24 protein-coding genes and 1 tRNA gene are annotated in these 26,882 nt (G+C 42.9%); 10 read left to right on the top strand and 15 right to left on the bottom strand.

Annotated elements, in window-relative coordinates:
• Positions 1 to 433: 433 nt before the first annotated feature.
• Entirely contained in the window at positions 434 to 562 is a 129-nt protein-coding gene (locus H6G77_RS36165; RefSeq protein ID WP_277880545.1) for a hypothetical protein, read from the top strand.
• 279 nt (positions 563 to 841) lie between these two features.
• Here H6G77_RS36165 and H6G77_RS03145 read toward each other — a convergent pair whose 3' ends face one another.
• Positions 842 to 1,138, bottom strand: coding sequence for a hypothetical protein (locus H6G77_RS03145; RefSeq protein ID WP_190870806.1), 297 nt, complete (start codon positions 1,136 to 1,138; stop codon positions 842 to 844).
• A gap of 213 nt (positions 1,139 to 1,351) precedes the next feature.
• Positions 1,352 to 3,079, bottom strand: a complete 1,728-nt coding sequence (locus H6G77_RS03140; RefSeq protein ID WP_190591754.1) for a S8 family peptidase — start codon at positions 3,077 to 3,079, stop codon at positions 1,352 to 1,354.
• 549 nt (positions 3,080 to 3,628) lie between these two features.
• On the opposite strand from H6G77_RS03140, the gene H6G77_RS03135 reads away from it, so the two are divergent.
• From H6G77_RS03135 to H6G77_RS03120, 4 genes are all read left to right on the top strand, one after another.
• Positions 3,629 to 4,153 carry a hypothetical protein gene (locus H6G77_RS03135; RefSeq protein ID WP_190870805.1) on the top strand — a complete coding sequence of 175 codons (525 nt, stop codon included), beginning with the start codon at positions 3,629 to 3,631 and terminating at the stop codon, positions 4,151 to 4,153.
• A 160-nt stretch (positions 4,154 to 4,313) separates the two neighbouring features.
• The gene (locus H6G77_RS03130; RefSeq protein ID WP_190870804.1) at positions 4,314 to 4,991 is read left to right on the top strand and encodes a TrkA family potassium uptake protein; all 678 of its coding nucleotides are present in this window, start codon (positions 4,314 to 4,316) and stop codon (positions 4,989 to 4,991) included.
• A 5-nt stretch (positions 4,992 to 4,996) separates the two neighbouring features.
• Positions 4,997 to 5,545, top strand: coding sequence for a DUF3124 domain-containing protein (locus tag H6G77_RS03125; protein WP_190870803.1), 549 nt, complete (start codon positions 4,997 to 4,999; stop codon positions 5,543 to 5,545).
• Between the two features lie 19 nt (positions 5,546 to 5,564).
• Entirely contained in the window at positions 5,565 to 6,002 is a 438-nt protein-coding gene (locus H6G77_RS03120) for a DUF2262 domain-containing protein (protein WP_190591750.1), read from the top strand.
• Positions 6,003 to 6,028: 26 nt separating this feature from the next.
• Here H6G77_RS03120 and H6G77_RS03115 read toward each other — a convergent pair whose 3' ends face one another.
• Complete coding sequence (locus H6G77_RS03115; RefSeq protein WP_190870802.1) at positions 6,029 to 7,582, bottom strand: cation:proton antiporter; 1,554 nt, start codon at positions 7,580 to 7,582, stop codon at positions 6,029 to 6,031.
• A gap of 426 nt (positions 7,583 to 8,008) precedes the next feature.
• Positions 8,009 to 8,143, bottom strand: a complete 135-nt coding sequence (locus H6G77_RS36160) for a hypothetical protein (protein ID WP_277880544.1) — start codon at positions 8,141 to 8,143, stop codon at positions 8,009 to 8,011.
• A gap of 30 nt (positions 8,144 to 8,173) precedes the next feature.
• Here H6G77_RS36160 and H6G77_RS03110 point away from each other — a divergent pair, with 30 nt between their 5' ends.
• The gene (locus H6G77_RS03110) at positions 8,174 to 9,631 is read left to right on the top strand and encodes a glycoside hydrolase family 13 protein (RefSeq protein ID WP_190870801.1); all 1,458 of its coding nucleotides are present in this window, start codon (positions 8,174 to 8,176) and stop codon (positions 9,629 to 9,631) included.
• 340 nt (positions 9,632 to 9,971) lie between these two features.
• Here H6G77_RS03110 and H6G77_RS03105 read toward each other — a convergent pair whose 3' ends face one another.
• From H6G77_RS03105 to H6G77_RS03090, 4 genes are all read right to left on the bottom strand, one after another.
• A complete protein-coding gene (locus H6G77_RS03105; RefSeq protein WP_190870800.1) occupies positions 9,972 to 13,178 on the bottom strand; it encodes a HEAT repeat domain-containing protein in 3,207 nt (1,068 codons plus the stop codon).
• A 453-nt stretch (positions 13,179 to 13,631) separates the two neighbouring features.
• Positions 13,632 to 14,018: an endonuclease domain-containing protein gene (locus H6G77_RS03100; RefSeq protein WP_190870799.1), complete on the bottom strand. Its 387-nt coding sequence runs from the start codon at positions 14,016 to 14,018 to the stop codon at positions 13,632 to 13,634.
• Between the two features lie 244 nt (positions 14,019 to 14,262).
• Positions 14,263 to 14,739: a hypothetical protein gene (locus tag H6G77_RS03095; protein WP_190870972.1), complete on the bottom strand. Its 477-nt coding sequence runs from the start codon at positions 14,737 to 14,739 to the stop codon at positions 14,263 to 14,265.
• Between the two features lie 380 nt (positions 14,740 to 15,119).
• Positions 15,120 to 15,539, bottom strand: a complete 420-nt coding sequence (locus H6G77_RS03090) for a fasciclin domain-containing protein (RefSeq protein WP_190670913.1) — start codon at positions 15,537 to 15,539, stop codon at positions 15,120 to 15,122.
• A 356-nt stretch (positions 15,540 to 15,895) separates the two neighbouring features.
• Between H6G77_RS03090 and H6G77_RS03085 the strand changes: the two genes are divergently transcribed.
• The 4 genes from H6G77_RS03085 (at position 15,896) to H6G77_RS03070 (ending at position 17,746) form a co-directional block, all read left to right on the top strand.
• Positions 15,896 to 16,132, top strand: coding sequence for a DNA-directed RNA polymerase subunit omega (locus H6G77_RS03085; RefSeq protein ID WP_190591744.1), 237 nt, complete (start codon positions 15,896 to 15,898; stop codon positions 16,130 to 16,132).
• A 326-nt stretch (positions 16,133 to 16,458) separates the two neighbouring features.
• Positions 16,459 to 17,025 carry a hypothetical protein gene (locus H6G77_RS03080; RefSeq protein ID WP_190870798.1) on the top strand — a complete coding sequence of 189 codons (567 nt, stop codon included), beginning with the start codon at positions 16,459 to 16,461 and terminating at the stop codon, positions 17,023 to 17,025.
• 231 nt (positions 17,026 to 17,256) lie between these two features.
• Positions 17,257 to 17,622, top strand: a complete 366-nt coding sequence (locus tag H6G77_RS03075) for a DUF1818 family protein (protein ID WP_190591743.1) — start codon at positions 17,257 to 17,259, stop codon at positions 17,620 to 17,622.
• Between the two features lie 50 nt (positions 17,623 to 17,672).
• Positions 17,673 to 17,746, top strand: a tRNA-Pro gene (locus H6G77_RS03070).
• Positions 17,747 to 18,019: 273 nt separating this feature from the next.
• On the opposite strand, the gene H6G77_RS03065 is transcribed toward H6G77_RS03070, so the two are convergent.
• The 7 genes from H6G77_RS03065 to H6G77_RS03035 all read right to left on the bottom strand — a co-directional run bounded on the left by H6G77_RS03065 (position 18,020) and on the right by H6G77_RS03035 (position 26,880).
• Positions 18,020 to 19,876 carry an ABC transporter ATP-binding protein gene (locus H6G77_RS03065; protein WP_190591779.1) on the bottom strand — a complete coding sequence of 619 codons (1,857 nt, stop codon included), beginning with the start codon at positions 19,874 to 19,876 and terminating at the stop codon, positions 18,020 to 18,022.
• A 367-nt stretch (positions 19,877 to 20,243) separates the two neighbouring features.
• On the bottom strand, positions 20,244 to 21,281 hold the full coding sequence (locus H6G77_RS03060; RefSeq protein WP_190591742.1) for an ABC transporter substrate-binding protein: 1,038 nt from the start codon (positions 21,279 to 21,281) through the stop codon (positions 20,244 to 20,246).
• A gap of 42 nt (positions 21,282 to 21,323) precedes the next feature.
• Positions 21,324 to 22,322 carry an aldo/keto reductase gene (locus H6G77_RS03055; RefSeq protein ID WP_190591741.1) on the bottom strand — a complete coding sequence of 333 codons (999 nt, stop codon included), beginning with the start codon at positions 22,320 to 22,322 and terminating at the stop codon, positions 21,324 to 21,326.
• Positions 22,323 to 22,714: 392 nt separating this feature from the next.
• Positions 22,715 to 23,365, bottom strand: coding sequence for a dienelactone hydrolase family protein (locus H6G77_RS03050; protein ID WP_190670909.1), 651 nt, complete (start codon positions 23,363 to 23,365; stop codon positions 22,715 to 22,717).
• 87 nt (positions 23,366 to 23,452) lie between these two features.
• Entirely contained in the window at positions 23,453 to 24,991 is a 1,539-nt protein-coding gene (locus H6G77_RS03045) for an amidohydrolase family protein (RefSeq protein ID WP_190870797.1), read from the bottom strand.
• A 133-nt stretch (positions 24,992 to 25,124) separates the two neighbouring features.
• Positions 25,125 to 25,289, bottom strand: coding sequence for a hypothetical protein (locus H6G77_RS03040; protein ID WP_190591738.1), 165 nt, complete (start codon positions 25,287 to 25,289; stop codon positions 25,125 to 25,127).
• A gap of 226 nt (positions 25,290 to 25,515) precedes the next feature.
• Entirely contained in the window at positions 25,516 to 26,880 is a 1,365-nt protein-coding gene (locus H6G77_RS03035) for an LLM class flavin-dependent oxidoreductase (protein ID WP_190870796.1), read from the bottom strand.
• Between the last annotated feature and the right edge of the window lie 2 nt (positions 26,881 to 26,882).

Below are 26,882 nucleotides of genomic sequence, written 5' to 3'. Positions count from 1 at the left end.
AGTGCTGAGTGCTGAGTAGGAACTCAGTTTTCAGTCATCAATAATAGTCTTAAACCTATACTTCGACTGCTATTTTTATTAAAAATAATCTGCGTTCCCGTTATTACTAGTAGCTAATAACGGGAAATTTTTTGATAAGCGATCGCCTGATATCATCAGGACTTACGCACAAAGATTATCTGTGGAGATTGGGTATAAGGGTGAAAGGGTTTGGGGTGTAAGGATTTTGAATCAGTACACCCCTCCCCTATACCCCTAAACCCTCGCCAAAACCATTGATTTTTCGTTTTGATGCGTAAGTCCTAATCATGTCCTATAAAATACTTATCATCAAGACCGCAGGGGGAGAAAGAGTTTTGTCTTTCTGCACAGATGTGTTGAATCATCACTTATTTACCGGACATGATATGACTTATCGATATAGCAATCCTAAATGAGTCATGAAAAACATAGATATGGAAACGAACCGCAAAGAGCGCCTAGACACGAAGTGGCTTCCCGAAGGGTAGGACGCAAAGGTAGGAAAGAAGAAAAAGATATAGAAATTTTACAAATGATTTAGGACTGCTATAGAGTTATTAACGTTAATCAGTATTTAGAAAAAATAATTTATAAAGACGCATTTCCACTCCTTTCTCCTGCGGAGACGCTAACGCGAACGGCTACGCGGTAATCGAGCGAAGCGATGCACTGAGCTTGTCGAAGTGTCGAGATTCAGGGCCAGTCGCTCAAGACTCAATCAGCCGACTAGAAGAGGGTTAAGGGTAGTGGTCACTGAGTTTTGCCGAAGTCTCAAGCTATGTTTAATTTTGTCCACCTGCTGATCTGCCGAATTAAATATTTACAATTTGAATCCCGGCATTTTTTTCCCGCCATTGAGTAAACGCAATTGTTGGGAAAGTTGCAAAGATGTCACCCACGGTTGTTCTGAAAGTTGGGAAATAGTATTTGCGGATAATGTAGCCGTAAAGGTATCTTTGTCTGGAGTTACATCATTAACGCCGACACTTTGTAAAACCGCGATCGCTTCATCTGTGATTGGTTCTGTATGAATAAATACAGTTAAACTCGGTGTGGTTGAGTCTTGAACATCATTCAGTGCGATCGACAATGCCGCACCTAGCTTCTGATAGTTCATAAGTGTTTCCTGCGTAAAAGGGTAGGCAGTTGCAAACTGTCCTAAGATTAACCTATCAAATTTTTCGTTTTTGATTACCTACCCTTGTACAGACTTTATACCCTGGATTTCTCTTTTGTGAGAAATCCAGGGATGTGGGAGGGGTGGAAAGATAGTGAAGAAATCTTTCCCCCCACACTCCCCACACTCCCCACACTCCCCTCTCTCCCCCTGCTACAGATTCTCAGTGTTAATTAACCCGTAACCCCATTTATTATCAAAAGTGCCGACTGCTTTGCCAGGAATTGAGCTATTTTTGCGGAATAACTCTTTGATGGTGTTGGGGTCTAAATTGCGATCGCGCTGTAATAATAACGCTACCAACCCGGTAACAAAAGGTGTGGCCATACTAGTACCAGCCATCGCCTGAAATTTAGAATTAATCGTCATCGAACGGTCAGAATTTGCATTAGAAGAAAGCGCAGCCACAATCATCGCCCCTGGTGCAGCAACATCCGGTTTTTGAGCATCATTGCGTAACGGCCCTTCACTACTGAAATCAGAAATACTGTTGAGTTCTAAACCCACTTCGCGTACTTGGTTATCAATATCGGTGTATTTGACTTTGGTAGTGTAAGCTGCAACTGTTACAGCAGTGCTGGCAGATCCTGGGGAACCAATTTTTACAGCATCTTGGACACTAGTACCTGTGAAAAACACTGAAGAACTATCATCTAGTGTCCATACATCTAGGCGAGTATCTTGAGAAGAAGTGTTGCGGACTCGTAACTGCCAAATCCCTCCCATAACTGGCGAAGGGCCATTACCCCGAATCTGTACAAAGAAATTATGGTCGCCGTTGGCTTTATCTGGGCCGGGAGTGACAATTTGTACCCGTGAGTCGGGTAGTTGATGATCTACTGCGGGATTGCCTTGAGGAATAATTTTTTGGAAGGGAGTAACAAATCCGTTAGGACTGCGTACAGAAACTTCTAATTCGCTGTCTTTGCCATACCAAGCATTTAACCAAACAATGCCTACTTGATTGAAGGGTACATTAAAGCGCATTCCTTTGATTCGGCCGCTGGGGATGATGGCTTGACCATGAATATTGTCGTTACCTTCATTACCTGCGGCACAGCAAACAATTCTGCCAGGGCCAGTTTCTGCGTCAATGACTTTCGAGAGGGAATCAGTACCATCATGGGCATCAGCATGTCCACCCAAGCTGAGATTGACGACTGCGGGTCTGCCTAATTCAGCCGCTACCCGAAAAACGTAACGAACAGCATCAGCAATGTGGGCATCTTGGAGGTCAGATTTGATAATGATTAATTCTGCGTCTGGTGCGACACCACCATAAGTAGCATCAGCACCAGACGCGATACCTGCGACGTGTGTACCATGACCGTCAGTATCTTGAGAAACAGATAGTAGGGAACCCGTTAGTTCCGCACCATAAGCGCCTTCTTTCACGCCTGGCCCTGGTATGGTTTGATCCCATAACCGTAAAATGCGCCCAGCAAAGGCAGGATGTTTGGCATCAATTCCACTGTCAACTACACCAATAATTACGCCTTTGCCAGTTAGTCCAGTTTTATTTTTAAATTCTGGTAACTTCACGGCTTGGGGCGCAACATCCATCCGTAGCTTGAGTTTGCGTGATGGTTTAATTCGCTGGATGGCAGGTTCTTCAGATAAAGCATCTAAACTATCAACGGGTAGGAAAGCAGTACGCACATGGCCGGAATTTTGATTAACTTCTATGCCATATTGTGCCAAGTGGCTTAAATCTGCGTCATCATCACAGTAGATAAAAACTAGGCTCTTGGTTGGTTTGACAATACTTTTAGGAGCCATAATCCCAAGCGATCGCTTGTGTGTCATCAAAGCTGGCAAACCTTCATGTTGATAATCTTCAACTGCTAACAGCAAACCAGGAGAAAGTTTTTCGTGTCTCATTTTGGCTTCAACCTCTATTCAATTCAGTAATAAAATTCACCATATTATAGTGAATAAATAATTTGAGAAATGTGTGAGTAACTTGTAAATTTTAAGGCTAAAATCTTGCTCTCTTGCTGATTTTTATAAATTATTTGTCTCCTTATTTGAGTTGTTGTAACTGCTGAAATACTCTGATGTCAAGAAAAATCCTAGAGGTGATTATCTGAGTTCATCAGCGAACAGCATCTAAAATTAGACGTTTTTCAGCAATTCTTTTGATTCATACATCACCAAAGCTCATAATTACGGAAAGATTTATAGCGAACAGCAGAGACAAGGAAGACAAGGGAGAGAGATGTTTGTAAATCATTTAAACTTCTGCCTCCTGTTATATCAAGAATATTTAAGCTAATCAGGTTGGGGCAAATTAGTAGTTGATGTCAAAATTTACTCCCATCAATCATGCCTGTAGATAGTCATTTTTTGGTCAGATTTCTTGGTAAGACTAAAAACCAACCCAGCAAAGATCCAAACCTTGTAGATTCATCCAGACTTTGGGGAGGTAAAATGGCTTCAGGTAAATGGCAACATGCTATTGGTATATTTAGCGATCGCCAGATTGTACTACAAGCGATCGACGAGTTAAGAAATACTGGCTTTTCGATGAATAAAATTTCTGTAATTACTCGCAAGCCAGAACTTGAGAATAGCGATACAACGCAAAATCATCTGACGCAAACTGAAGGTGCAACTATAGGTGCATTAGCCAGCGCCAGAACCGCAGGTTTACTGACTTTAGTTGCCGGTTTCGGGATTTTACTGATTCCGGGGTTTGGCCCAGCCTTAGCTGTCGAGTCTGCTTTAGCCACACTTTTAGGCAGTGGTGCTAGTGCGGCCGCAGGTGGAATTATTGGTGCGCTGCGGGGTTGGTTTTTGCCGGAAGAAGCAGCGCAACTTTATCATGAGCAAGTATATCAAGGCAATTATCTGGTCACAATCGAAAGCACAGAAGCTGATATTCGTCGTGCTGAAGCAATTCTGCAACGTTGGGGTATTCAGGAGTGGCGTGTGGTTGATGTGCCAGAGAATTGAACAAGTTGGAGTAGAGCAGCGTAAATATTTGTAGTTGTGATAAGCCAGGAGGCTCACTGAGCGTAGTCGAAGTGTGGGCGGTCTTTTAACTCAGCACTCTTCATTCAGTACTTTCTTGTTAACCTGTAAAGTAGACAGTTTTTGAGTATCAGGAGTAGCCATGTACGTGCTAGTGGGTGGAGCAGGATTAGTAGGGCTTTCTTTGGCTCAAAAATTGGTAGAACTAGGACATACGGTTGCTGTCATTGATATTGAGCCGAATGCTTGCCGTTATGCCCGTGAACAAGTGGGAGCAATGGCATTTGAAGGCAGTGCTGTGAGTACAGAAGTATTGTTAGAAGCCGGAATTCGCAAAGCCGATGCTTTAGTAGCAGTCTTGAGAAGTGATGCTTTGAACTTGGCGATGGTGACTTTGGCTAAACATTATGGTGTACCACATATTTTGAGTCGGTTACGTCATGGTGATTTTGCAGAACCACTGCGTTTAGCAGGCGCAAACCATGTGATTAGCACCGTTGAACTATCAGTGTCTACAATGGTCAATGCCATTGAATATCCCCAAGTAGAATCAATGATGCACTTTGAGCAGGGACAGATTGAAGTGTTAAAACTAGCGATTCCTAATAATTGCTATGTAGTGAATCACAGTCTTGCCGAAATAGCACAAGATTCTCGCTTTCCTAGTGGTTCTCTCATCATTGGCTATCAACCTCACCCCCACGAAGATTTGATGATTCCGAATGGTAGTACAGTCCTCGAACCAGGTTCGACTGTATTGATTGCGACTAAGCCAGGAAGTGTACATCAAGTCATTGATTTTATTGAAGGTTGCCAGTAGTTTTCATGAAATTTCATTTACAGATTATTTTAGCGATCGCAGTTATTTTCCTGGCTGCTTGTCAAGCATCCGAAAATTCCCTAAATTCACAACCTAAACCAACTCCAATTAGTCAGACATACAAAACAGTCAATTTAGATCCAAATTTTAAAATAGCAATGGGTCAGACTATTTATGTTCCCATCTATTCGGAAATTTATCATCACAATCGCCAAGAAATTTTTAATTTAGCAGCTACACTCAGTATTCGGAATACAGATTTGACTAATCCTATAATTATTACTGCTGTCCGCTATTATGACTCTAGTGGTAAATTAATTGAACCATATTTAGAAAAGCCAATTCAACTAGATGCCTTGGCTTCTACAGAATTTTTTGTAAATCGTAATGATAGCCGGGGCGGTGTCGGGGCAAATTTTATTGTTGAGTGGGTATCATCAACAAAAATATCTGAGCCAATAGTTGAAGCCGTGATGATTGGCACAGACTTTCAGCAAGGAATTTCTTTTATTAGTCCGGGAAAAGTTATCAGTAACAAAAATAATACCAAATAAAAAATAAATTGATAAATAAATGGATTTACCTATTATTAAACATGAAATTTTAGGACAGCTAGTCTATAATGCTGAATTGGATTGGTATGAAAGTCAAATTGTTGTTGATGAAACACTAATTTCCCTCAGTCTTTCAATGGAAAATAATCATGAGGTTGAATTAATATTGGCTAGAGCTAGTGGTGTTGTCAGAAATCTGAAGCATTATGCTAAAGATGCAGAAGAATATGCTGTAATAAAATTGTTAGAACTTAAGAATGAAACATGGCTTGATGAAGACGAGACATTTTTAACGTCTGAAGAATTCAAAGACCAAATAATACTTGAAGGATTAGTCTTTTCTCCAGATGGTGAAGTGGAGTTTTATTATAACGATGGGAATATATTTTTTGGACACTGTATCATTCTGACAATGGATAAAGATAATTGCTTTATAGACGCTATGATTGCTGGATGATTCAGTTTTAAATGTATAACAGATGATCAATCATCATCCAGTTGCAGCAATTGTTCATCAATAGATTGTATCCGTACCTGCACAATTTCTTCTGAAAGAATGCGCTTGCGTAGTGCTTCATTCAGAACGCCTTTTTCGGCTAATAATAAACGACGACGAATAGCATCCAATTTGCTTAAATCATGATTTTTAGCATCTGAATTATCAACACGGCGATTGTACAAATCTCTCAAAGATTTTTCCGCACCAGCTACCCTGACTTGATAAGCCGATCGCATTTCCTCGTAAACTGATTTTGGTAATACCCCAGACTTCAGCAAACTATCTAATTCATCCTGGGCGGCTTTCCCTGTCATCAGTTGGGCTTGTAATTCTTCAACTTGCTGCTGAGTTGCGGAGAATTTCGATAATTTTAAGCGTTTAACTAACCAAGGCAAACTTAAACCCTGTCCAACTAATGAAACTAGCACACTACCAAAAACTAAAGCTATTAAAACATCTCTACCCGGTAGAGTAGTTGGTAAACTCAAAGCCAGAGCCATTGACAGTGAACCTTTGATGTTGCCTAAAAACAATAAATGTTGCCAACGCAGAGGAATCGGGCGATCGAACCAACGAACGATCGCCAGTAGTGGATAAACTGTTAGTATTCGCCCAGCTTGATAAGCTAAAACTGCCAGTAAAACCGCAGGTAAGGTTTTCCAGAAGGTGACTAAGTTGATTTCTAAACCAATCAACAGAAAAATAAACGTATTCACCGTAAAACTGGCATATTCCCAAAAACTCAACAAAGTGATGCGACTCGAAGCCGAAGTATTGCGCGAAAGTCCCTGATTCCCGAAAATTAAGCCAGCGACAACCACCGCCACTGCGCCTGACACACCGAGAAACTGCCCCACCTGAAAAGTACCCAATGCAATTGCAACCGTCAGTAATAAACTACTCAGAGGATCATCTAAACGGGTGAATACAGGTATGCTTAAGTAACCTAATACTAAACCTACAACGCAACCACCTAAAGAGATAAATAGCAGTTGTTGGATTCCTTCTAATAATGTGATTGAACCTGTGGAATATACTTGCGAAATCAGGTTAAATGAAACTAACGCCGCCGCATCATTGAATAAAGTTTCGCCTTCAACAATCGTAGACAGTCGAGAAGGTACGGGTATTTCCTTAAACACTGCAATCATCGAAACAGTGTCTGTGTTTGCTAGAATCACACCCACAAGTAAAGCTGGTATCCAAGCTAATCCCAGCCCTAGTTTGAGTAATAAGGCAATAATTCCACTAGAAATAACAGCCCCAGGTAAAGCTAACAGGGCAATAGGTTTAAAAGTACTGCGTAAACGACTAACATCTGTATTGATCCCAGCTTCAAAAATTAGAATTGGCAAAAACAAATTCAAAACTAAAGCAGGATCTAAACCAATGCGGTAGGATAATAATTCGGTTATCGGCAACCCTGCCAACACCAAACCTGTCACATAAGGAACGCGCAATCGACGGGATACTAAAGCTACACCAGTGGCAACTAGTAAGAGAATAATGGAAATTTTAACTAATTCAGTAACATTCACTGTGAATAGCGCAGTCCTGTTGGATGATATGTGAACAACACAGACAAGGGAGACTAGGAGGACAAGGTAGAGAAGGAAGCAAGATGTTTGTAAGTCATTTAGAATTGCTATATAGCAGTCCTAAATCATTCGTGAAATTTCCTTTCTTTTCCTTCCTCTTCTTCTTTGTGTCCTTTGCGGTACCCTACCCTTCGGGAACGCCTGACGGCGAACGGGAAGCCGCTTCGCGTCTACGTTAAAAAGAATACTTTTTCACGACTCGGATAGAATTGCTATAGTGCTGAGAATCTATGGAAATTTCATGAATAAAAATCGCAAAAATTTAATATAACTGTCAACTAACTTCAGATAGAGAAGTAAATCATCATATATCGCAAATTCCCTCCCTTCATATCTGATTCTCCGCGCCTCTGCACGGCAGTCGCTTCAAGTCGGGAAATCTGCCCAACGCGCTGCCTTGCCTCTGCGTGAGTAATAAATTTCAAATCTAAAATTAACAATTAAAACCTTGGAGATTTTTCCATCATAGGTGAGAGTCATAACTGGAGAAATATTTGTCACAATCTCTCCTGAAAGTAGAAATAATTACCTATGCAAATTCAAACACCAGACTGGGTTAAGCACGCTGTATTCTACCAAATCTTTCCCGATCGCTTTGCCAGAAGTAAACAGCCGCGTAAACGATTATTACACGAAGCCCGTTGGGAAGACTGGGAAGCAATGCCAACATTACAAGGTTATAAGGGCGGTGATTTGTGGGGCATTCTAGAAGGGTTAGACTACATCCAAAGTTTAGGAATTAACGCGATTTATTTCACGCCGATTTTTCAATCTGCGAGTAATCACCGTTACCACACCCATGATTATTATCAAGTTGATCCGTTGTTGGGAGGAAATGAAGCTTTTAAAGAATTACTAGAAGCTGCCCATCAACGGAATATAAAAGTGGTTTTGGATGGAGTATTTAATCATTCCAGCCGTGGGTTTTTCTTTTTTCATGATGTGTTGGAAAATGGCCCTCATTCGCCTTGGGTGAATTGGTTTAAAATTCACGGCTGGCCGCTTTCTGCTTACAACGGTGATTTTCCGGCTAATTATGAAGGTTGGGCGGATAATCGGGCTTTGCCAGCCTTTAACCATAACAACCCAGAAGTTAGGGAATATATTATGGAGATTGCCGAATATTGGATGAAATTTGGCATTGATGGTTGGCGGTTGGATGTACCATTTGAAGTGAAAGCTCCTGGTTTTTGGCAAGAATTTCGAGAGCGAGTCAAAGCAATTAACCCCGAAGCTTATATTGTGGGGGAAGTGTGGGGAGATTCGCGCGAGTGGTTAGATGGAACGCAATTTGATGGCGTGATGAATTATTTATTTGCTGGGCCGACAATTGCCTTTACCGCAGGCGATCGCGTAGTCTTAGAACAAGTCCAAAGCCGCGATTATCAACCTTATCCACCTTTATTTGCTGCCGAGTACGCCACTAAAATCCAAGAACTATTGCAACTATATCCTTGGGAAATTCAGCTAACGCAACTCAACTTACTGGCTAGTCACGATACCGCACGTTTAATGACTATTGCTGGTGGTGATAAAGCCAGCATCGAATTATCAACTTTACTGTTACTCACCTTTCCGGGTGCGCCCAGTATATATTATGGTGATGAAGTGGGTTTACCTGGTGCGATCGATCCTGACTCCCGGCGCGGCTTTCCTTTAGAAGCGAATTGGGATCAAGAAATTTTGCAAACTCACCGCCAATTAATTGAAATTCGCCACGCTTACCCAGCTTTGCGAACAGGAGACTATCAAGTACTCTACGCCCAAGGCACACTCTACGTTTTTGCCAGGAAATTAGGCACAGAAGAATTAATCATTGCTGTGAATGCTGGTACAGGATCAGTCAAAGCCAACATAGATATTGCTAGTTTGCAAACTCAACCCAGCAAGCTGTTATTCGGCCATACAGAATTTGAGTGGAATAACGCAGGCGAAACAAAACAACTTTGTCTCACAGTTTCTCCCCGTACTGGTTGTATTTTGGCTTAAATAGAACGTGGATTTTACTCCCCTTGCCTCGTAGGCTACTGTGTACACACAAGTCGAAAATTTTCGTGTTCAACCACATCCCGCCTAGAACTAAAGTTCCAGGCTCATAGCCAAAGTCCACAAAGCGTGGACTGGAAGATGTTTTTAGTTGAGTCATCTTCAGATGACTTGCGCTATGAGACTCGGAATTGATTCCGAGGCGGGACAGATGCACTCAACGAAATTTATTTGTGTGTACACCATATCCTCGTAGGAGAGGGGCTGGGGGTGATGTTAAAAATTCTCTCCCCTACTCCCATGTGGTCTACACTGCAAATTAGGTGCTTAATAGCTTATATGCTTATCGAGTCCGTAACAACTGCACGAAAGTATTACTCACCGTATTATCCTTAGTATCCGCCGCGTATTGAATCAACTTCTCCCGCAGTTCCTTCGCTGCATCTAACGGGAGTAAGGTGGCTAACAAGAAGTACACCCCACGAAAACGGGGATCGCCCATTCTATCTACTAACAGTACTTCCGCTTCATCGCTGTTGCCCAGGAAATTCTGCACTAAGAAAAAGTCCATGATTTTATCGTGGCGGAAGTACCATTCTTGCTTGGCTTCCCCTTTTTCATCTTGCCATTGACGGCTGACGACCATTTTATATTTCTCGTCTTCTAAAGATTTCACAACTTGGAAAAATTCATCGGCGGGTAAGGCTTGTTTATCTTGCATCCGCATTTCGTAGACGGCGGCGGCGAATTTCTTCAAAGGAAATTCTTGATTCCATTCCTTCAGGTATTCTGCTGCTATTAGGTTGTATTGCTGTTCTTGCAGGCGGAATAAGTTGGGATGTTTGCCTTGGGATAACATCAACGCCACTACAGTTAAATCCATTGAGTTGGAGAGAATGCGGCGGGCGGCGTTTAATTCTTCTTGGGGTTGCTGGGTGCTGAGGACTTCTTGTAGGTAATTAATGCAGGCTATTTCGTAATCTTGACCTTGGACTGTGGCATCTTTGGGGAGTCGCGGCTGACGGGAAAGCAAAAACTCTTGAATTTGGGTTTGTTCCAGGGGTTGTAAGTAATAGGTTTTGGCGGTTGAGGGTGGTGTCCACTCTAGGGGCTGGGTAGTCATAATAATGTTGCCCCGGAAATAGCTTTCGACAAACTGGCAGATTTTCGCCCGTGTTTCGGCGGTAACTTCGTTGAGTCCGTCAATGCAGATGTCAATTGCACCACTGTAAATCAAGTTTTTCAGGAAGTCCGCATCTTGGGCTTGCCCGTGCAGCTTGTCTTGAATGGCTTCGATTACACCTTTATGACATTTTTGGGCGGGGAGATAAACAACGATGCGCTGGGAGTTTGTTAACAAATGGCGGAGAAACATCGACTTGCCTAAGCCGGAATCACCTTGTAAGATAACTTGCCCTTTGATGCTGGGAAGGGCGGCGGTAACAGGGAAGATGTCGCCGGAAGGAACTTTGACTTGAGACTGGGGGAAGTATGATTGCTCTTGAAAGTTATCTAACCCGGCATCGGCGAGGAGGGAAGGTTTGAAGGGTTCAAATAATTTGCGGCGGAAAAAGGGAACCCAGGTGAGGAGAAAGCCGACGTAACCCACGCCTAAGATGCGGCGTACCCACGGGTTCCAGAAGAAGATGGCTTGGACTTGGGGGAATTTGGGGTAGGCAAAGATCAGGGCCAGCCAGAAGGCGGCGTGAGTGAGGATGGTGTTTCTGCTGCGGACAAACCAGCGCCACACTTCCAGCTGATCTATTGCTGACTGTACTGCATTAGCATGAGTGGAGTTGGCTTGTTTAAGGTTGTTGTAATGACTTTGCAGTAAACTAATATCTTGTAATTTCCAAGTCACGCCTTTATTCGCGGCAACTTCGGAAATTTGTTTGGCTAAGTCGTTGCGTAAACGTTCTAGTCCTTGACCTTTATTCCAAACTTCCAGAAATAAGTTGAGAATTTTAACACCTTCATCGTGCGTGCGTATTTCAGGAATGACTTGAGGAGAGCCAAGCCATTGCAGCAAAGTTTTTACTTTATCATCGCCACCACTCAGGAAATATGTTAAAAAACGCAAATTGAAATATTCTGAAGAACCAAGTTCATAACAATTATTTAAAATTACGAGAACCTGATTTAACTCTAATTTTCTAATCTTTCCTAATGCAACTGCTACACTGCCACGAACAGATGGGTCTACCTTTTCATTCTTGATGAAGTTAAGGATCTCAGGGATGTAATTAGCTGCTGGTTGACCCAGGTTTGCTAATGCCTCTGCCGCATCGCTACGAATATATGAAGGTATCCTTTCATTCTGAAGGAAATTGAGGATGTCAGGAATGTAGTTAGCCGCTTCCTGCCCTAAATGGCCTAATGCTTCTACTGCACTGCTACGTAAATTAAAGGGAAGCTTTTCATTTTTGAGAATGTCAGCGATATCAGGAACGTAATTATCAACAGACTGTCCCAGGTTCCCCAATGCTTCTACTGCACCTTCACGAACATCTGAAGGAAGCTGTTCATCTTTAAGGATTTTAACAATGTCAGGGATATAGTTGCCTGCCGCTTGCCCTAGGTTCCCTAATGCTGCTGCTACTCTGCCACGAACATATTTGTCTATCTTTTCATCTTCGAGGATGTTAGCCAAGTCGGGGATATAGTTAGTTGAATCCTGCTTCAAATTACCTAACGCTGATGCTACTCCGCCACGAACAATTTTGTCTTCTTTTTCATCTTTAAGAATATTAAGGAGGTCAGGGATGTATTTAGCTCCTGCCTGCCCTAGATTACCTAACGCTGTTGCTGCCCAGCGACGAATATATAGGGATACTTTTTCCTCTTTGAGGAAATTGAGGATGTCAGGAATGTAGTTAACTGTTGTTGGTTTAAACTTGGTTAATGCAACTGCTACACGGCCACGAACAGAAGGGTCTTCTTTTTCATCTTTAAGAATATTAAGGAGGTCAGGGATGTAGTTAATTCCTGCCTGACCCAGATTGCCCAATGCCTCTGCCGTACTACTGCGAACAGATGAATCTTCCTTTTCATTTTTGATGATTTTGGCAATGTCAGAGATGTAGGTAATTCCTACCTGCCCCAAGTTACCTAATGCCTCTGCGGCACTACTACGAACAGAAGGGTCTTCTTTTTCATTTTTGATGATTTTGGCCATGTCAGGGATGTAGGTAATTGCCACCTGTCCTAACTTGCTTAATGCTTTTGCAGCACTGCCACGAACATCTGAGTTAACTTTTTCATCCTTGAGAATATTAGAGGCTTTTTGGGCAATTTCCGCCTGTTTCTTAAGTATTGTTTTTAAATCTTGTTCCTCATATTCTGCTAATTGGTCAAAAGCCAGTTTCTTAACTTGGTCATGTCCATCATCAAGGGCGGCGACTATACCGTTAATTTGCCATGCTTCCGGCTTGGGTTTGGGCTGTTCTTTCGCACTTACCCAAGGTAGGGAGAGGCAGAAAGTTAACAGTAAGGTGAAGCAGAAAAGGAAAAACAGCGAAAGCTTCTGAGCGTGGCGGGGTGTAGTGAGCATAATTTGGGGCAAGGCAGCAGATTACACGCGGCTATCGGTATAATATCAGTCTTGCAATCTGTAATTCCTGATTGAAACACTTTAATACTTACTGATGATGATTAAAGGTTAATTAAAGAAGCTCAAAGGTTCATCGCCAATGTTCTGAGATTCATTTGCTAACCTCAAAGGTTAATTGTTAATGCTCAGAGGTTTACTCGCTAACCTCCGAGGTTCATTGCTGATGTTCTGAGGTTCATCGCCAATGCTCAACGGTTTACGCGCTAACCTCAGAGGTTCATTCACTAACCTCAAAGGTTTATCGTCCATGCTCAGAGGTTCATTCGTTAAAAGATACATCTCGTTTTCCAATTGTCAGAGGCTGTTTTAAAAGCCTGTTTGTTGGTAGGCAAACATTTAGATCCCCCTAAATCCCCCTTCAAAAGGGGGACTTTAAATCTTATTCCCCCCTTTTTAAGGGGGGTTAGGGGGGATCAAACCCTGTATATGCTCACACACGCTCTCAAAGTGATTTAAAACTTGACTATTTGTAAACCTAATAATCTTTAAACCATACCCTTCTAAAATTCTTGTTCTTTCTCTGTCATAGTCTTGAGCTTCATCTGTAAAATGGCTATCCCCATCAATTTCAATTACTACTTGTAAAGTAGGACAGTAAAAATCAACTATAAAATGATGAATTGGTCGTTGCCTTAAGACCCGAAATTGAAAATTCCTTAAATAATCACACCACAGCTTTTTTTCTGCTGGAGTCATGTTTTTGCGAAGTTCTTTTGCTCTTTCTACAAGCTTTGGATTGTAAGGTAAATAGAAATCGCTACTGTTAAGGTTTTTTATCATCTTTAAGACAGTTTATATCTTTCAACTCCTTGAAAATGTGTGAAATAAAATTAAATTCACCATTTTGATTCCCTTGAAAACTACGGTGTACACACAAGACTTATCAAGTTGTTTACTAGCATTTTGATCCCCCCTAGCCCCCCTTCAAAAGGGGGGGACTGGAGTTAAAGTCCCCCTTTTTTAAGGGGGATTTAGGGGGATCTAAAATGTTTGGCTACATCTCTAAAGACTTTTAAAAAATCCTTTAAGAATCAGATGCAGCTTTAGCAGGTTTACTTTTAATAGCTTTAAACTTTTCGCCCATCTGTTCAGCAATGGTTTTTAACCCTGGAGTTTTCTTAGCCGCAGTCTTGACGTAATCATAAACAGTCAAACTACTACTCATGGCTTCGCTACCAACTGCCATTAGGGTATCATCTACTTGTTCTGTGAGTTGTCGCAGTCCAATTAACAGTTCGGTGAGGTTGGTAGCTAATTGATAATCCCGGACAAATTCTTCTAAATCAAAACTCGCTGGTAAAATATCGCGGTTCGACTGGGCAGCAATTAGGCTAGTGTTGACAAAAGATAGTCTTTTATCGCCCATTTTAAATAACTTGCGTCGTTCCTCGGCGCTGAGGGTGACGAGAAACGGCAACTTTGCTTGAATGGTTGCAAAGGCGGCTTTAATTTCTTGGATATCTTCTGGAGAAAGGGAGGCGGTGATATTTTGGTAAGCCATTTTATCTTTACCGTAGGGAATTTTTGTTATGATTCCCACTGGTAAATGCGATCAATCAAACAGCTTTAGGACTGACGCACAAAAATTTTCATCCTCAACCACATCCCGCCTAGAACTAAAGTTTCAGGCTTATAGCCAAACCCGCATTTCTCACAAGCTTCAGGCGTTTGATGGGGCAGAGGTGCGGAGGGGCAGGGGAGAGAGTACCTTCATTCTCCCCTGCTCCCCTGCTCCCCTGCACAGGCTTTGAAAGGTGTGGTGAGAAATCCGGGCCAAAGTCCACTTAAGTGGACTGTCAGACATTTTTAGTTGAGTCATCTTCAGACGACTTGCGCTATGAGACTCGGAATGAATTCTGAGGCGGTTTACGCCTTAATTTTTCAATGTCCAGCCACCATCGCCGGGATGAGAACTGCATCAATAACGTGAATTACACCATTGTCTGCCAAAATATCGGTTTGCAGGATATGAGCATCATTCACTGTGATATCCCCGTTAGTAGACTCAATTGCTAACACAGATCCTTCCAGGGTTTCAGCTTCTGCGATTTGTACTAAGTCATCTGACCTCACATCGCCATAAGTGACATGATAGGCGACAATTTTCCTCAGTTTGGCAGTATCTTGCAGTAGTTCTTCTAAAGTTCCCTTTGGTAGCTTGGCAAAAGCTTCATCTGTGGGTGCAAACAGTGTAAAAAAATCAGAACTTTGCAGAGTGTGTATAATTTTTGCAGCCTCAGCCGCTTTTACTAAAGTGTTAAAATTGCCTGCTTTGACAGCAGTTTCCCAAATGTTAGCCATTACGATATCAAGATAGTCTGACAAATTTAGTTATAAATTGATACAAAACTATTAACCTCTATCAACGGAGAGGTAGCGGAAAATTAGTTGTTAACCCGAATTTCTCACGTAGGGGATGTGGGGAGTGTGGGGGGAAAGATTTCTTCACCATCCTCCCACACCCCTGGATTTCTCTCTTGTGAGAAATCCAGGTTCAGCATATAAACAAGCATATTGAGACAGCAGGGGAGCAGGAAGAGGGTTTGCAGCTTTTATGAATATGAATATGATGCAGCTTAAATGACGATTGGCTGATGTATAAGCCGTATCTTGTCTAGGACTGCTAAACTGGGGAATGTCCCCAAGAACCATTAACTATGCTCAAGCGTTCCAAGTTCGAGACAACCCAATCTCAGATTATGCACCGCGCCGAGGATTTAATTAGTGCAGCCTCGAATCGCTACCGCATCACGGTTCAGGTGGCAAATCGTGCCAAGCGTCGGCGTTATGAAGATTTTGAAAGCTCTGAAGATATTCTGATGAAACCTGTTTTACGGGCAATCATCGAAATGTCTGATGAACTAACTCAGCCAGAAATTATCGGTGAAATGTAAAATTAGTCCAGCCTAACGACTAAAGTCGCGGCTACACGAACAAAACCCGCACTTCGGCAAGCTCAGTGACTGCCTGCGCGGGTTTTAATGCACTTATAGCTGATGGTACAAGAAGAATATAGCGGTTCTCGGTTGGATGAGGTACATTTCAACCCCACCCCCAACCCCTCCCCCGAAGTTTGCTCAACGGGGGGAACCCCCGCACGCAACTTCTCTCCGCAAGCGGGGAGGGGAGCGTTTGCGTCAGCAAATGCGGGGCGGGGTTCCAACTGTATTACAAGCAAGTAAGAACTGCTATAATTCTGCGTTGCTCAATTATCCTACTGATGGTTGTGAAGTTTAATTCAGCATTAATTATGGCGTTGGTTGTAGTTGGACTTGTTGTGAGTTTAGGCACAAGTCAACTACAACACTCTAGTTTTATTGGCATTCAGCCTGCTCTAGCTCAAAGAATTAGCCCTTCTGATGTTTGGCAGTTAGTATATCAGCAATTACCAGACTTGCCGAAAGAAAACCAGTACGTCAACAAAGAAACTGGCAAAAAGGCGGAAAATAATACCTTAGCTAGTCGCCTGATACGTTATCACATTTATGTCAAAGAGCGATCGCCAATTTATCGCTTTGACTGGAAGCTAACATTGGCTGATTACCTGGGAGCCAATGAAATTATGTATGATGCTACCTATCCCGGTAATGATATATTACGCGAGAATCCGATAGAGGGCGATCGCGCTGCCATTTCTCGCCTGAGTCGCCATCAACGAGATGCTTTAGTCCAAACATTAGTCGATGTTTTTAACCCCAACGCGCAGAACATTCGCCAAAAACCTCGCCCTAGTACTTCCACCACTCCCCAACCACCCCAAACAGGCGGTGCTGAACTCTTAAAGTGACATGAGAAGGCAGAAGGGAAGAGGGTTTTAGTTTCATTAACCTCTCTTAAACATAGTTTTATTTTTTCCCCCGACTTGCTGAAATATTTGTAGAGACGTTGTGTACAACGTCTCTACCTACAACAACCGATAAATTATATCCGTAGTGAAAGAGCGATCGCCCCTCAAATCTCATCACAGACAAAAAAAGATACAATCTAAAATCTCAAATCCAAAATCTAAAATTTGCAGATGGAACGTCTGATGAAAAGCGGTGTAGGTTGGCGTATTGGCTGGAACCCTAATGCACCTGAATTTAAAGGATTAGTGGGTACAGATGATTGGGCGATTGAGTTAACCGAGGCTGAGTTAAATGAATTTTGCCGTTTGTTAGCACAGTTAGCAGAAACCATGAAACAACTCGCAGCAGAATTAATGGATGAAGAAAAAATTGCTTGTGAGGCCGAAAGCGATTTATTATGGATGGAAGTGGAAGGTTATCCCCATGAATACAATCTGCGCTTTATCCTAAATACAGGACGCTGTGCAGAAGGTAAATGGAATGCCTCTGCTATACCTGGTCTGTTGCAAGCTGCTGGGATGTTGCAAGTTTTTTAAACTTCACCCTTGATTCTCCCCAAGCGTTGCGATACAATAATAATTCTGACCGGGGCGTAGCGCAGCTTGGTAGCGCGCCACTTTGGGGTAGTGGAGGTCGTGGGTTCGAATCCCGCCGCTCCGATTGATAAAATCCCTAATCCTGCTAGTCTTGATGTAAGATTAGCAGGTTTTTTCGCTGCATTCAGGGGATATTTGCTGGATAAGGGAGAGAGGGGAGACAAGGGAGACAAGGGAGACAAGGGAGAGAGGGGGGATAAGGGGGGTTATAAATAGTTCAGTTAAGAGAATAGTGAGGTTGGGTATAGCGATAGTGTAACCCAACAAAGTATGCGTGAATGTTGGGTTACGTTCCTCCACCTAACCTACACCAGTCTGACTCCTGAATCCTTTTTATTCACAAGGATTTAATTTGCAAATCTGATGGGTTCTTGTTGTTCGCTTCTACGGGGAGAAATCCACCAGCTTGCATTTTCCATAACCTATAGTAAGCACCGCCGCGTGCTAAAAGTTTGGCGTGGCTACCATCTTCGACAATTCGACCGTGGTCAAAGACTAAAATGCGATCGAGGTGGGCAATTGTAGACAGCCTATGAGCAACGACTATAACGGTTTTGCCATTCATTGCTAAGTCTAGAGTATCCTGAATGGCTTTTTCGGTAATGGAATCAAGGCTGGAAGTGGCTTCATCTAAAATTAGGATTGGTGCATCTTTGAGGATGACTCGTGCGATCGCAATTCGTTGTCTTTGTCCTCCCGATAATTTTACACCCCGTTCACCCACCAAAGAATTGTAGCCTTCCTTGATTTGGCTAATAAAATCGTGGGCGTAAGCTTTACGTGCAGCCTCAACTACTTCCTCATCACTGGCATCCAATCGCCCATAACGAATATTTTCTATCAATGTGCGGTGGAACAGCGATGGATCTTGGGGAATCAAGCTGATTTGCCCGTGTAAAGCATCCTGCGTCATATCACGGATATCAACCCCATCAATCAGAATTTGTCCTGACTGGGGATCGAATAAACGCAAAATCAAATTCACGAAGGTAGATTTACCAGAACCAGAAAAACCTACCAAACCGACACGTTCACCTGGTTGAATAGTGATGGAAAGATTATCGAATACTTTCTTATCTTCTGTGTAGCTGAAATTAACTTGGCGAAACTCAATTTTACCTTGGGTGATGGAACAAGCGATCGCTTGTTCTCGATCAATCAACTCATGGGGTTGCACAATTGTCATCACACCATTGGCAATATTCCCGATATGTTCAAAAAATTCCAGAAAGCGACGGCTTAAATTACGTGCTTCACTGATGATTAACAATGACAAACTAGTAGCGACAACAAAGTCAGCCGCAGCGATCGCACCTTGACTCCAGAGGGTGAGAGAATAATACAGCGTGCCAATTTTCAGAATCGCTGCTGAAATAAACTGAAACCAGCGAATTCGCTCAGAATACCAGTTAGATTTTCTTACCTGTTTGAGTTCGCCCTTTAATTGTTCATTTAAATAGCGTCGTTCAAAACCCAAACGCGCAAACAGCCGAGTACTACTGAGATTTGTGACTGCATCTACAATAATGCCTGTAGTTTCACTTCTGGCGGCGGCGGCTTTGCGAGAATAAATTCGACAGCGAGTCGCTAACCAAAAGGAAATAGTAATAAACAAAACTGCCCATATCCCAACAAACGCCGCTAAGGGAGGATAGGCGCGATACAGTAAGATTGTGGCGACAATATACCCGACAATCACAGACATAAATTCTGTAATTAACATTTGCATCGTTTGGGTAACACCCAGAGAAGTTTCCCCGATGCGATGTGCTAAAGCCCCAGCAAAACTACTACTTAAGTAACGATGGGAATGATGTTGCAAATAAGCATATAAGGATCTGACGATGTGCTGGCGGTGGATGGGATGCAGAATCGTTTGCAAAAGTCCAGCCGCACGTCCAAAGATTACTTCACCCACACTCAACGCTGTGAACAGTATCAGAGGTTGACGAATAACATCAAAAATTTGCTGACTGTTGTTAGGCGATCGCGTCACACTGCGAATAATTTCGCCAATGGCATAAGGTAACATAATGCCACAAGTTGCGTGCATTATTTCCAAAAGTACCATTACTAAATACCACCAGCGAAACTGGTTAACAAAATAGCAAATAAATCTGAATGGTGTATCAGGTAAATTTGGCGCAGTCGCAGCACGTTGAAAAGATTTGGATTTTCTAATCTTTTTCGTCATGTAAAGTCGATATCGTAGCATTGTTTAAACTGATGGACGGAATAAAAATGGACGACTAAATCCGCCGTCCAATTGCTGAAAGAAGGCCATAACTATCTACAAAAAAACTGATGCAAGAAAACAAAAAATTCAGGTTGTAGAGAAAGGAGGAGGTTTTCAAAACACTTACACCCCTATAGGAATACGGTTTGATTCCTGAATCTAGTTATGTAGGTAGGGAGTAGGGAATGGGGAGTAGGGAGTAGGAAAGACGGCTGATCTGGGTGTACTGATTTTTTTCATAAATCAAATATGAGTCCTACATACCATTGCACCCTTACACCCTATCTTCACAGATAATCTTTGTGGCCATGTCCTGTGCAAGAAACTAAACCATAATTTCTGATGGTGTGATAGCAGCATATAACTCAGGTGGAAGTAAGGCTTCTTGAATGTTGATTTTCTTGGGTATGACACCTGATTCAAAAAATAAATCTGCTACACGTTGTTGTTCTGCTATCAAAGACGGACTTAGACCTCTGCGTCCGGCGAAAGTGCGGCGAGACATTACTAAATCGGCTACATCTGGTGCTAGTTTTTGTTCTGTAATCATCAATTTTTTGACTTCATCTCGATTTGCATCAGCCCATTTATCAAGACCATGAAGTTCCTCAATGATAATTTTGAGTAAGCCAGGATTTTCTTCCGCAAATTTTCGATCTGCAATATAGTAGCCACCAGGAGAATCTAAACCTACAGAATCTCTGAGGACACGAATCCGGTTGAGTTTTTGGGCGATCGCATAATGGGGATCACCAGTCATCCACACCGGAATTCTCCCTTCTAAAAAAGCCGCCCGTGCTTCGATAGTCGGTATACTTCTGATTTTTATATCTTTGATAGTCAAACCAATAGATTGTAAAGCTCTCAAAATAAAATAGTGGGATGCTGAACCTTTTTGAAAATATACTTCCTGTCCCTTAATTTCTTCAAATTTAGTTAAAGAAGATTCTGGTGGTACAGCAATCACACTACTTGTTCCTGTTGTTGGCGTTCTTTGTGTACCAACAACATAAACCAATTTGGAACCAGCGACTTGTGCAAAAATTGGCGGCGTTTCTCCTACAGAACCCACATCAACTTTACCTGCGGCCATTCCCTCCATCAGTTGCGGCCCTTGGACAAACTGCGCCCATTCCACCTTAATTCCCAATGGTTCTAGGCGTTTTTCTAAAACTTGGCGATTTCGTACCAAATCCCCCGCACTCTGATAGCCCATACGGAGGACTTTAGTTTTAATTTCTAAATTGGCAGTTTTGATTACTTGCTGTTGGGTTTGTTGACTACAACTTCCCAACATATATGCCATAGAAAAACCACATATACCCGATGTGGCAACATTGAGAAAACGACGGCGGTTAACCATAATTCTGCTTTTATTTTTACCTTTTGCCTTACCTATCTCGTACTAACGCAGCGAATCTCCTCTTCTGTATTCGGCGGTAATATCGTCGAGTTTTTGTTTCAAATTTTCATCAAGTGTGACTTCCAAAGCTTTGAGGCTGTCACTGAGTTGTTCGGGACGACTCGCGCCAATAATAGGAGCAGTAATAATCGGATTCGCCAAAACCCAAGCTAATGCTAAAGTTGTCAGAGATAAACCAGCATGATCCGCCACTGTGCGTAATTCTTCCACAGTATTGAACTCGCGATCGCGCCAGTAACGCTCTTGATAACGTTCTGCCGCAGTACCCAAGGTAAAACGAGTGCCGGCTGTGGGGCCTTGATTAAAATTATGTTTACCTGTTAACAAACCACCCGCCAAAGGATTGTAAGGAATTACACCCAGTCCTTCTTCCTTCGCCAAAGGTAATAGTTCTCGCTCAATTTCTCTAAATAACAAATTGTAGCGGGGTTGAATCGAGACGAAGCGAGTTAAATTCCGCACATCAGCCCGACCCAAAGCACGGGCAAGACGGTAAGCTAAATAGTTAGAAACCCCAATGTAGCGCACTTTCCCAGCACGCACCACTGTATCTAATGCTTCTAGTGTTTCATCAAGGGGAGTTGACGCATCATCAGAATGCAGTTGATACAAGTCAACATAATCAGTTCCCAGTCGTCTTAAGGAAGCATCGATCGCATCTAAAATATGTTTGCGTGAAGCTCCTTGATCCCAAGGTGCAGGGCCAACCTTGCCCACAGCCTTGGTAGCCAAAATAAAATGTTCGCGCTTACCTTTTAACCAGCGTCCAATAATTTCTTCGGTACGCCCAGCCGTAGCTAAACCACCACCTAAAGGATAAACATCGGCTGTATCTAAAAAATTGATTCCCGCCTCGGCGGCTGTATCGAGGATTTTTATCGAAGTTTCTTCATCCGTCTGCAAGCCAAAGGTCATTGTACCTAGAACAAGGCGCGAAACAGTCAATCCAGTTTGACCAAGTTTCGTAGTTGGTAATGTCATAGTTGTTGGTTTAGTTGGGGAATAGGTAAATACCGTTTAGATAAGGCTTAAGTCCTTTGTGAAAGCAAAGTTTTTTAACGAACCGCAAAGGACACAAAGGACTCAAAGATAATAGGACTTACGCAGACTCTAGATTTCTTGGCGTTCTTGGCGACTTGGCGGTTCGATAAATTAAGCTTTGTGGGAATTTTTGCGTAAGTCCTAGATAAGAAAAACTGCTTAAATGAACGGTATTGGAGTATGGGCAAATACGATTCAGTTAATTAGAAATCTTGATTCATCCGCGTAGCCTGCGGTAAGCCGCTTGCGCGTCTATATCTGCACCCATCTGCGGTTAATTATTCTTATCTGAACCGTATTGAAGATTTCACATCAAATCTATGATTTCTGCTTTAAACAGCTACAGAAGCACGACGGCTCTGTGAAATTAGCCAATTTTGCAATTTCAAGTCTGTATACACTTCATCGGCGATAAAGTGATCACCTTCAGGTAATACAGTAAAATCTACTGTGCCACCCACTCCCCGTAAGGTATCAACAACCTGCTGTGTAGCGTCGATTGAGAGTTTTTCATCCTTAGCACCTTGGAATATTTGGATGGGAATTTCCTTGAGTGCATCTATTTGGCTTGATTCTAAGGTTTGAGGAACGCGACCAGACACCGCTACCAAACCAGCAAAGCGACCAGGATGAGAAGCAGCGATATGCCAAGCCCCAGCAGTTCCCAAGCTAAATCCAGAGATAATCACACGGGAAGCATCGATAGGCCGGGAAGCAATGAAATTATCTAACAAAGCAATCACATCTGATTCTCGCTCTACCCAAGTCTGTCCTTCAGGAAGTTGGGGCGCTAAAAAGAAGTATGGTAAAGAGCTTGATTCATTCACAAACCGAGGTAAGCCCCATTTCAGCAGCACATCTAAATCATTACCGCGATCGCGTGCGCCATGCAAAAACAATACTAAAGGCGCGGGTTTGTTGGCATCTTCCCCAACAGCCGAGAACAGATAAGGCAATAAACCAGAGCGACGTTCAATAGCCATAGTTATAATTCCTTCCTTGTATGTTTGGTGGTTAGATCCCCGACTTCTTAAAGAAGTCGGGGATCTCGTAACCTCTCAGCAAAAGATTTAAGCTACGACAAGTTTTTGATCAACTTGTGGAGAAGTAAAGCTATTTACCTTGGATTCAATCGCTGTACCCTTGAAGAAATCAGGGTTAGCTTCGGTATAGAACTTGTAGGGATTACTAAATACGTAAGCTTTGAAGTCGTCTTCAGTAATTACGCCTTCTTTCACCAAATCCCAGCTTTCAGACAATGGTGAGGTGAGGTCGGGTACATCCCAGTGACCAACGTCAGAAGAATAGATGGCGTTAATCTTCACACCCAAGGGATTAGCTTTGTTGTTGAATGCTGCGGCGATGGTGCGATCGTCAGATTCGGAACCAAAGAAGAAGCTATTCACCCAGCGATCGCGGATGTCTTCAATGTTTTCAATTCCAGCCGCAGCAAAGTCTTCAAGTTCGCTACCAATTGGCGCACGGCTATGACGGCTGAAGGAAGAACCAAGTACACTCTTGGTTAATTCTTCTTTGCTGAGGGAATATCCTTCAGTAATTTCGCCACCGAAACGCTCAAACAACTCAAACAACTCATCTGCATTGGTAAGCTCTGGATTGTAGTTTTGCAGTGCTTTGATATTACGTTTGGAGAAACGGTCTACCAAATGAATGTAGACGTGAGCGCCCCAATCTGCACCACCTTCCAGCATCCCCACGCGCAACTGAGGGAAACGTCTGGTAACACCGCCGAAGAACAACGCTTTAGCAAATGCTTGGGAACCATCGGCAAAGTGACCGATGTGGTTGTTCATGTAATTACTGATGGAAGAGCGTCCCGTCCAACCTTGGCTACCATAGTGAGTAGTAATTGGCACACCCAATTCCACAGCCTTAGCCCAGAATGGATCGTAGTCGTATTCGCTATCTAATCCAAAAAAGTCAATGTAAGAAGCATATCTGGCGATTTCAGGGAATTGATCGGCGGGATATTTATCGGCGATCGCTTTAATTGGACGTTTCACACCACCAGGAATATTTGCTACTTTTAAACCTAGGGTTTTTACAGCAAACTCTAACTCTTCGATGGCTTCTTTTGGAGTAGTCATTGGGATACCAGCTACCACCGTCAAGCGATCGCTATATTTGCGATAGATATCAGCGTGGTAGTGATTGACCGCCCGTTGTAGTGCTTGGCGATTTTCTGGGCTGGCTCCAGCAGGTGCAAGCACATTATTGGGAAACAATACCGAATAGTCTGAACCTTGCTCTGCTTGGCGTTCATAAAGTAGTGCAGGCAAAGTGTAAGTAGCAAGGTCTAGAGTATTGCGAGTAACTCTCGCCCACCAAGGCGATCGAATTGTGCGATTGTATTGACGCTCTTCTGGAGTTTGTTGATACCAGTCTTTACCGTTACTCTTAGAGTTCAGCCGAGAAGATTCTGCCTTGCGTAATTCGTCTACAAGCTTTGACCCGCCGTATTTAGCAATGTAATCTTCAAAAGCCGGGGTGAAATCATTAGTATGAACGTCGGTATCAATTACCGGATAATCAAGGGTGGCTCTGATTGCGGCAGAGGGAGAAGTTTTTAATCTGCTATATTCAACCATATTTTTTCCTTCAAAAATCAAAGGTTTTCTGAGCATCCGCAGTAGGGTTATCCTTTGTCATTGGTCATTTGTCCTTTGTCTTTGCTCCACAATTAACCAATGACAAAATTTTTATGTTCTGTAGGGCGGGGATCTACAGAAAAAGCTCTTTAACTGGTGTGGCTTCATCATCTGTGAAAAATTGATTTACGCCATTCCGACAAACTTTTGTTGTGCAGAGATCCAAAGCTGATTTAACGTGATACTTACCTTTGAAACCCCTCTCCAAACCTCTCTCCGCTTCAGCTACGGTGTACACACAAGTCTTATCAAGTTGCCTAGTAGCACTTTGATCCCCCCTAACCCCCCTTTTTAAGGGGGGAATTTTCTTCAAGTCCCCCTTTTTAAGGGGGATTTAGGGGGATCAGAGGATTTGTGTGTACACGGTAGCTCTGCTTCGGGGAGAGGCTTTGAATCTTATTCCCCTTCCCTTGTAGGGAAGGGGTTGGGGGTTAGGTTTGAGATAAAGTTGCACACGGCTTGATTTATGCCAATACCAATCTTTCATTCTGTTGTTTAGCAACAAAACCATTGACTGGACGACGCAGACCGAGATTTTCGCGCAGGGTACGACCTTCGTATTCAGTCCGAAATAGTCCGCGTTTCTGGAGAACAGGAACGACTAAGTTAACAAAGTCATCCAACCCTGTAGGTAGTATTGGCGGCATAATATTAAAGCCATCTGCTGCCCCATTGTTGAACCATTCTTCTAGTTGGTCAGCAATGGTTTCAGGGGTACCAAGTATGGTGCGATGGCCTCTTGCTGTTGCCAAGGCCAGATACAACTGGCGGAGTGTGAGAGTCCCACGAGTGGCTAAATCTTTTACTAGCTTCAGACGACTCTTGTTATTGTTGGTGTCGTTTGGTAATTCAGGCGCTAAATCATCTAAAGAATATTTTGATAAATCAACACCTTTGTAATAGGTCTTTAAAATACCCCAAGCAACATCAGGATGAATTAAAGATTGCAGGAACTCATATTTTTCTTGGGCTTCTGCTTCAGTCCGGCCAATGATGGGGAAAGCTCCAGGCATGATTTTTAGATCCTCTGGAGAGCGCCCATATTTCGCTAACCGACCTTTGACATCAGCGTAAAATTCCTGGGCATCAGCTAAGGTTTGATTGGCTGTAAAGATGACTTCAGCCGTCCGTGCTGCCAAGTCCCGTCCAGATTCCGAGGCTCCAGCTTGCACAATTACCGGATAACCTTGCGGCGGACGACCAACATTTAACGGGCCTCTGACGGCAAAGTGCTTGCCTTTGTGGTTAAGTATATGCAGCTTGTCGGGATCAAAATAGATGCCTGATTCTCTGTCACGAATAAAGGCATCATCGTCCCAGCTATCCCACAGTCCTTTGACTACTTCGACAAATTCTTCCGCCCGTTCATAACGCTGGCTATGTTCTGGATGATGCTCAAGACCAAAATTCGCAGCAGCATTCTCATTACCTGTTGTAACTACGTTCCAGCCTGCCCGACCATTACTGAGGTAGTCTAGTGAGGCAAACTTACGTGCCAGGGTGTAGGGTTCTTCGTAGGTAGTGGAGGCAGTAGCAATGAAGCCGACATTTTGAGTAACAGCAGACAAAGCCGAAAACAAAGTGACTGGCTCGAAATGCACTAGTTTGCCATTGCGTTTTTGAGTCTCTGGAGAGCCACCCCAGACTCCTGGACTATCTGCCAGAAAAACTGCATCAAACAAGCCACGTTCGGCGGTCTGGGTAATTTCTTTATAATGCTCAAAGTTGAACCCAGCATCTGCTTGTGAATCGGGGTGCCGCCATGCAGAAACATGATGTCCAGTGGCTTGAATAAATGCACCTAAACGAAACTTACGTGTTTTGCTCATCT

This window comes from Aulosira sp. FACHB-615, assembly GCF_014698045.1.
In the GTDB taxonomy this organism is placed as follows: domain Bacteria; phylum Cyanobacteriota; class Cyanobacteriia; order Cyanobacteriales; family Nostocaceae; genus Nostoc_B.
Note: the sequence above shows the minus strand (reverse complement) of the source record. Positions and strands in the feature narration are given on the sequence as shown.

Coding starts and splice junctions, on each gene's coding strand:
- H6G77_RS03140 (WP_190591754.1), bottom strand. CDS start 3,079: ATGAGACACGAAAAACTTTCTCCTGGTTTGCTGTTAGCAGTTGAAGAT.
- H6G77_RS03060 (WP_190591742.1), bottom strand. CDS start 21,281: ATGGTTAACCGCCGTCGTTTTCTCAATGTTGCCACATCGGGTATATGT.
- H6G77_RS36165 (WP_277880545.1), top strand. CDS start 434: ATGAGTCATGAAAAACATAGATATGGAAACGAACCGCAAAGAGCGCCT.
- H6G77_RS03125 (WP_190870803.1), top strand. CDS start 4,997: ATGAAATTTCATTTACAGATTATTTTAGCGATCGCAGTTATTTTCCTG.
- H6G77_RS03120 (WP_190591750.1), top strand. CDS start 5,565: ATGGATTTACCTATTATTAAACATGAAATTTTAGGACAGCTAGTCTAT.
- H6G77_RS03100 (WP_190870799.1), bottom strand. CDS start 14,018: ATGATAAAAAACCTTAACAGTAGCGATTTCTATTTACCTTACAATCCA.
- H6G77_RS03085 (WP_190591744.1), top strand. CDS start 15,896: ATGCTCAAGCGTTCCAAGTTCGAGACAACCCAATCTCAGATTATGCAC.
- H6G77_RS03135 (WP_190870805.1), top strand. CDS start 3,629: ATGGCTTCAGGTAAATGGCAACATGCTATTGGTATATTTAGCGATCGC.
- H6G77_RS03090 (WP_190670913.1), bottom strand. CDS start 15,539: ATGGCTAACATTTGGGAAACTGCTGTCAAAGCAGGCAATTTTAACACT.
- H6G77_RS03130 (WP_190870804.1), top strand. CDS start 4,314: ATGTACGTGCTAGTGGGTGGAGCAGGATTAGTAGGGCTTTCTTTGGCT.
- H6G77_RS03065 (WP_190591779.1), bottom strand. CDS start 19,876: ATGACGAAAAAGATTAGAAAATCCAAATCTTTTCAACGTGCTGCGACT.
- H6G77_RS03145 (WP_190870806.1), bottom strand. CDS start 1,138: ATGAACTATCAGAAGCTAGGTGCGGCATTGTCGATCGCACTGAATGAT.
- H6G77_RS03050 (WP_190670909.1), bottom strand. CDS start 23,365: ATGGCTATTGAACGTCGCTCTGGTTTATTGCCTTATCTGTTCTCGGCT.
- H6G77_RS03035 (WP_190870796.1), bottom strand. CDS start 26,880: ATGAGCAAAACACGTAAGTTTCGTTTAGGTGCATTTATTCAAGCCACT.
- H6G77_RS03045 (WP_190870797.1), bottom strand. CDS start 24,991: ATGGTTGAATATAGCAGATTAAAAACTTCTCCCTCTGCCGCAATCAGA.
- H6G77_RS03080 (WP_190870798.1), top strand. CDS start 16,459: ATGGTTGTGAAGTTTAATTCAGCATTAATTATGGCGTTGGTTGTAGTT.
- H6G77_RS03055 (WP_190591741.1), bottom strand. CDS start 22,322: ATGACATTACCAACTACGAAACTTGGTCAAACTGGATTGACTGTTTCG.
- H6G77_RS03095 (WP_190870972.1), bottom strand. CDS start 14,739: ATGGCTTACCAAAATATCACCGCCTCCCTTTCTCCAGAAGATATCCAA.
- H6G77_RS03110 (WP_190870801.1), top strand. CDS start 8,174: ATGCAAATTCAAACACCAGACTGGGTTAAGCACGCTGTATTCTACCAA.
- H6G77_RS03075 (WP_190591743.1), top strand. CDS start 17,257: ATGGAACGTCTGATGAAAAGCGGTGTAGGTTGGCGTATTGGCTGGAAC.
- H6G77_RS03105 (WP_190870800.1), bottom strand. CDS start 13,178: ATGCTCACTACACCCCGCCACGCTCAGAAGCTTTCGCTGTTTTTCCTT.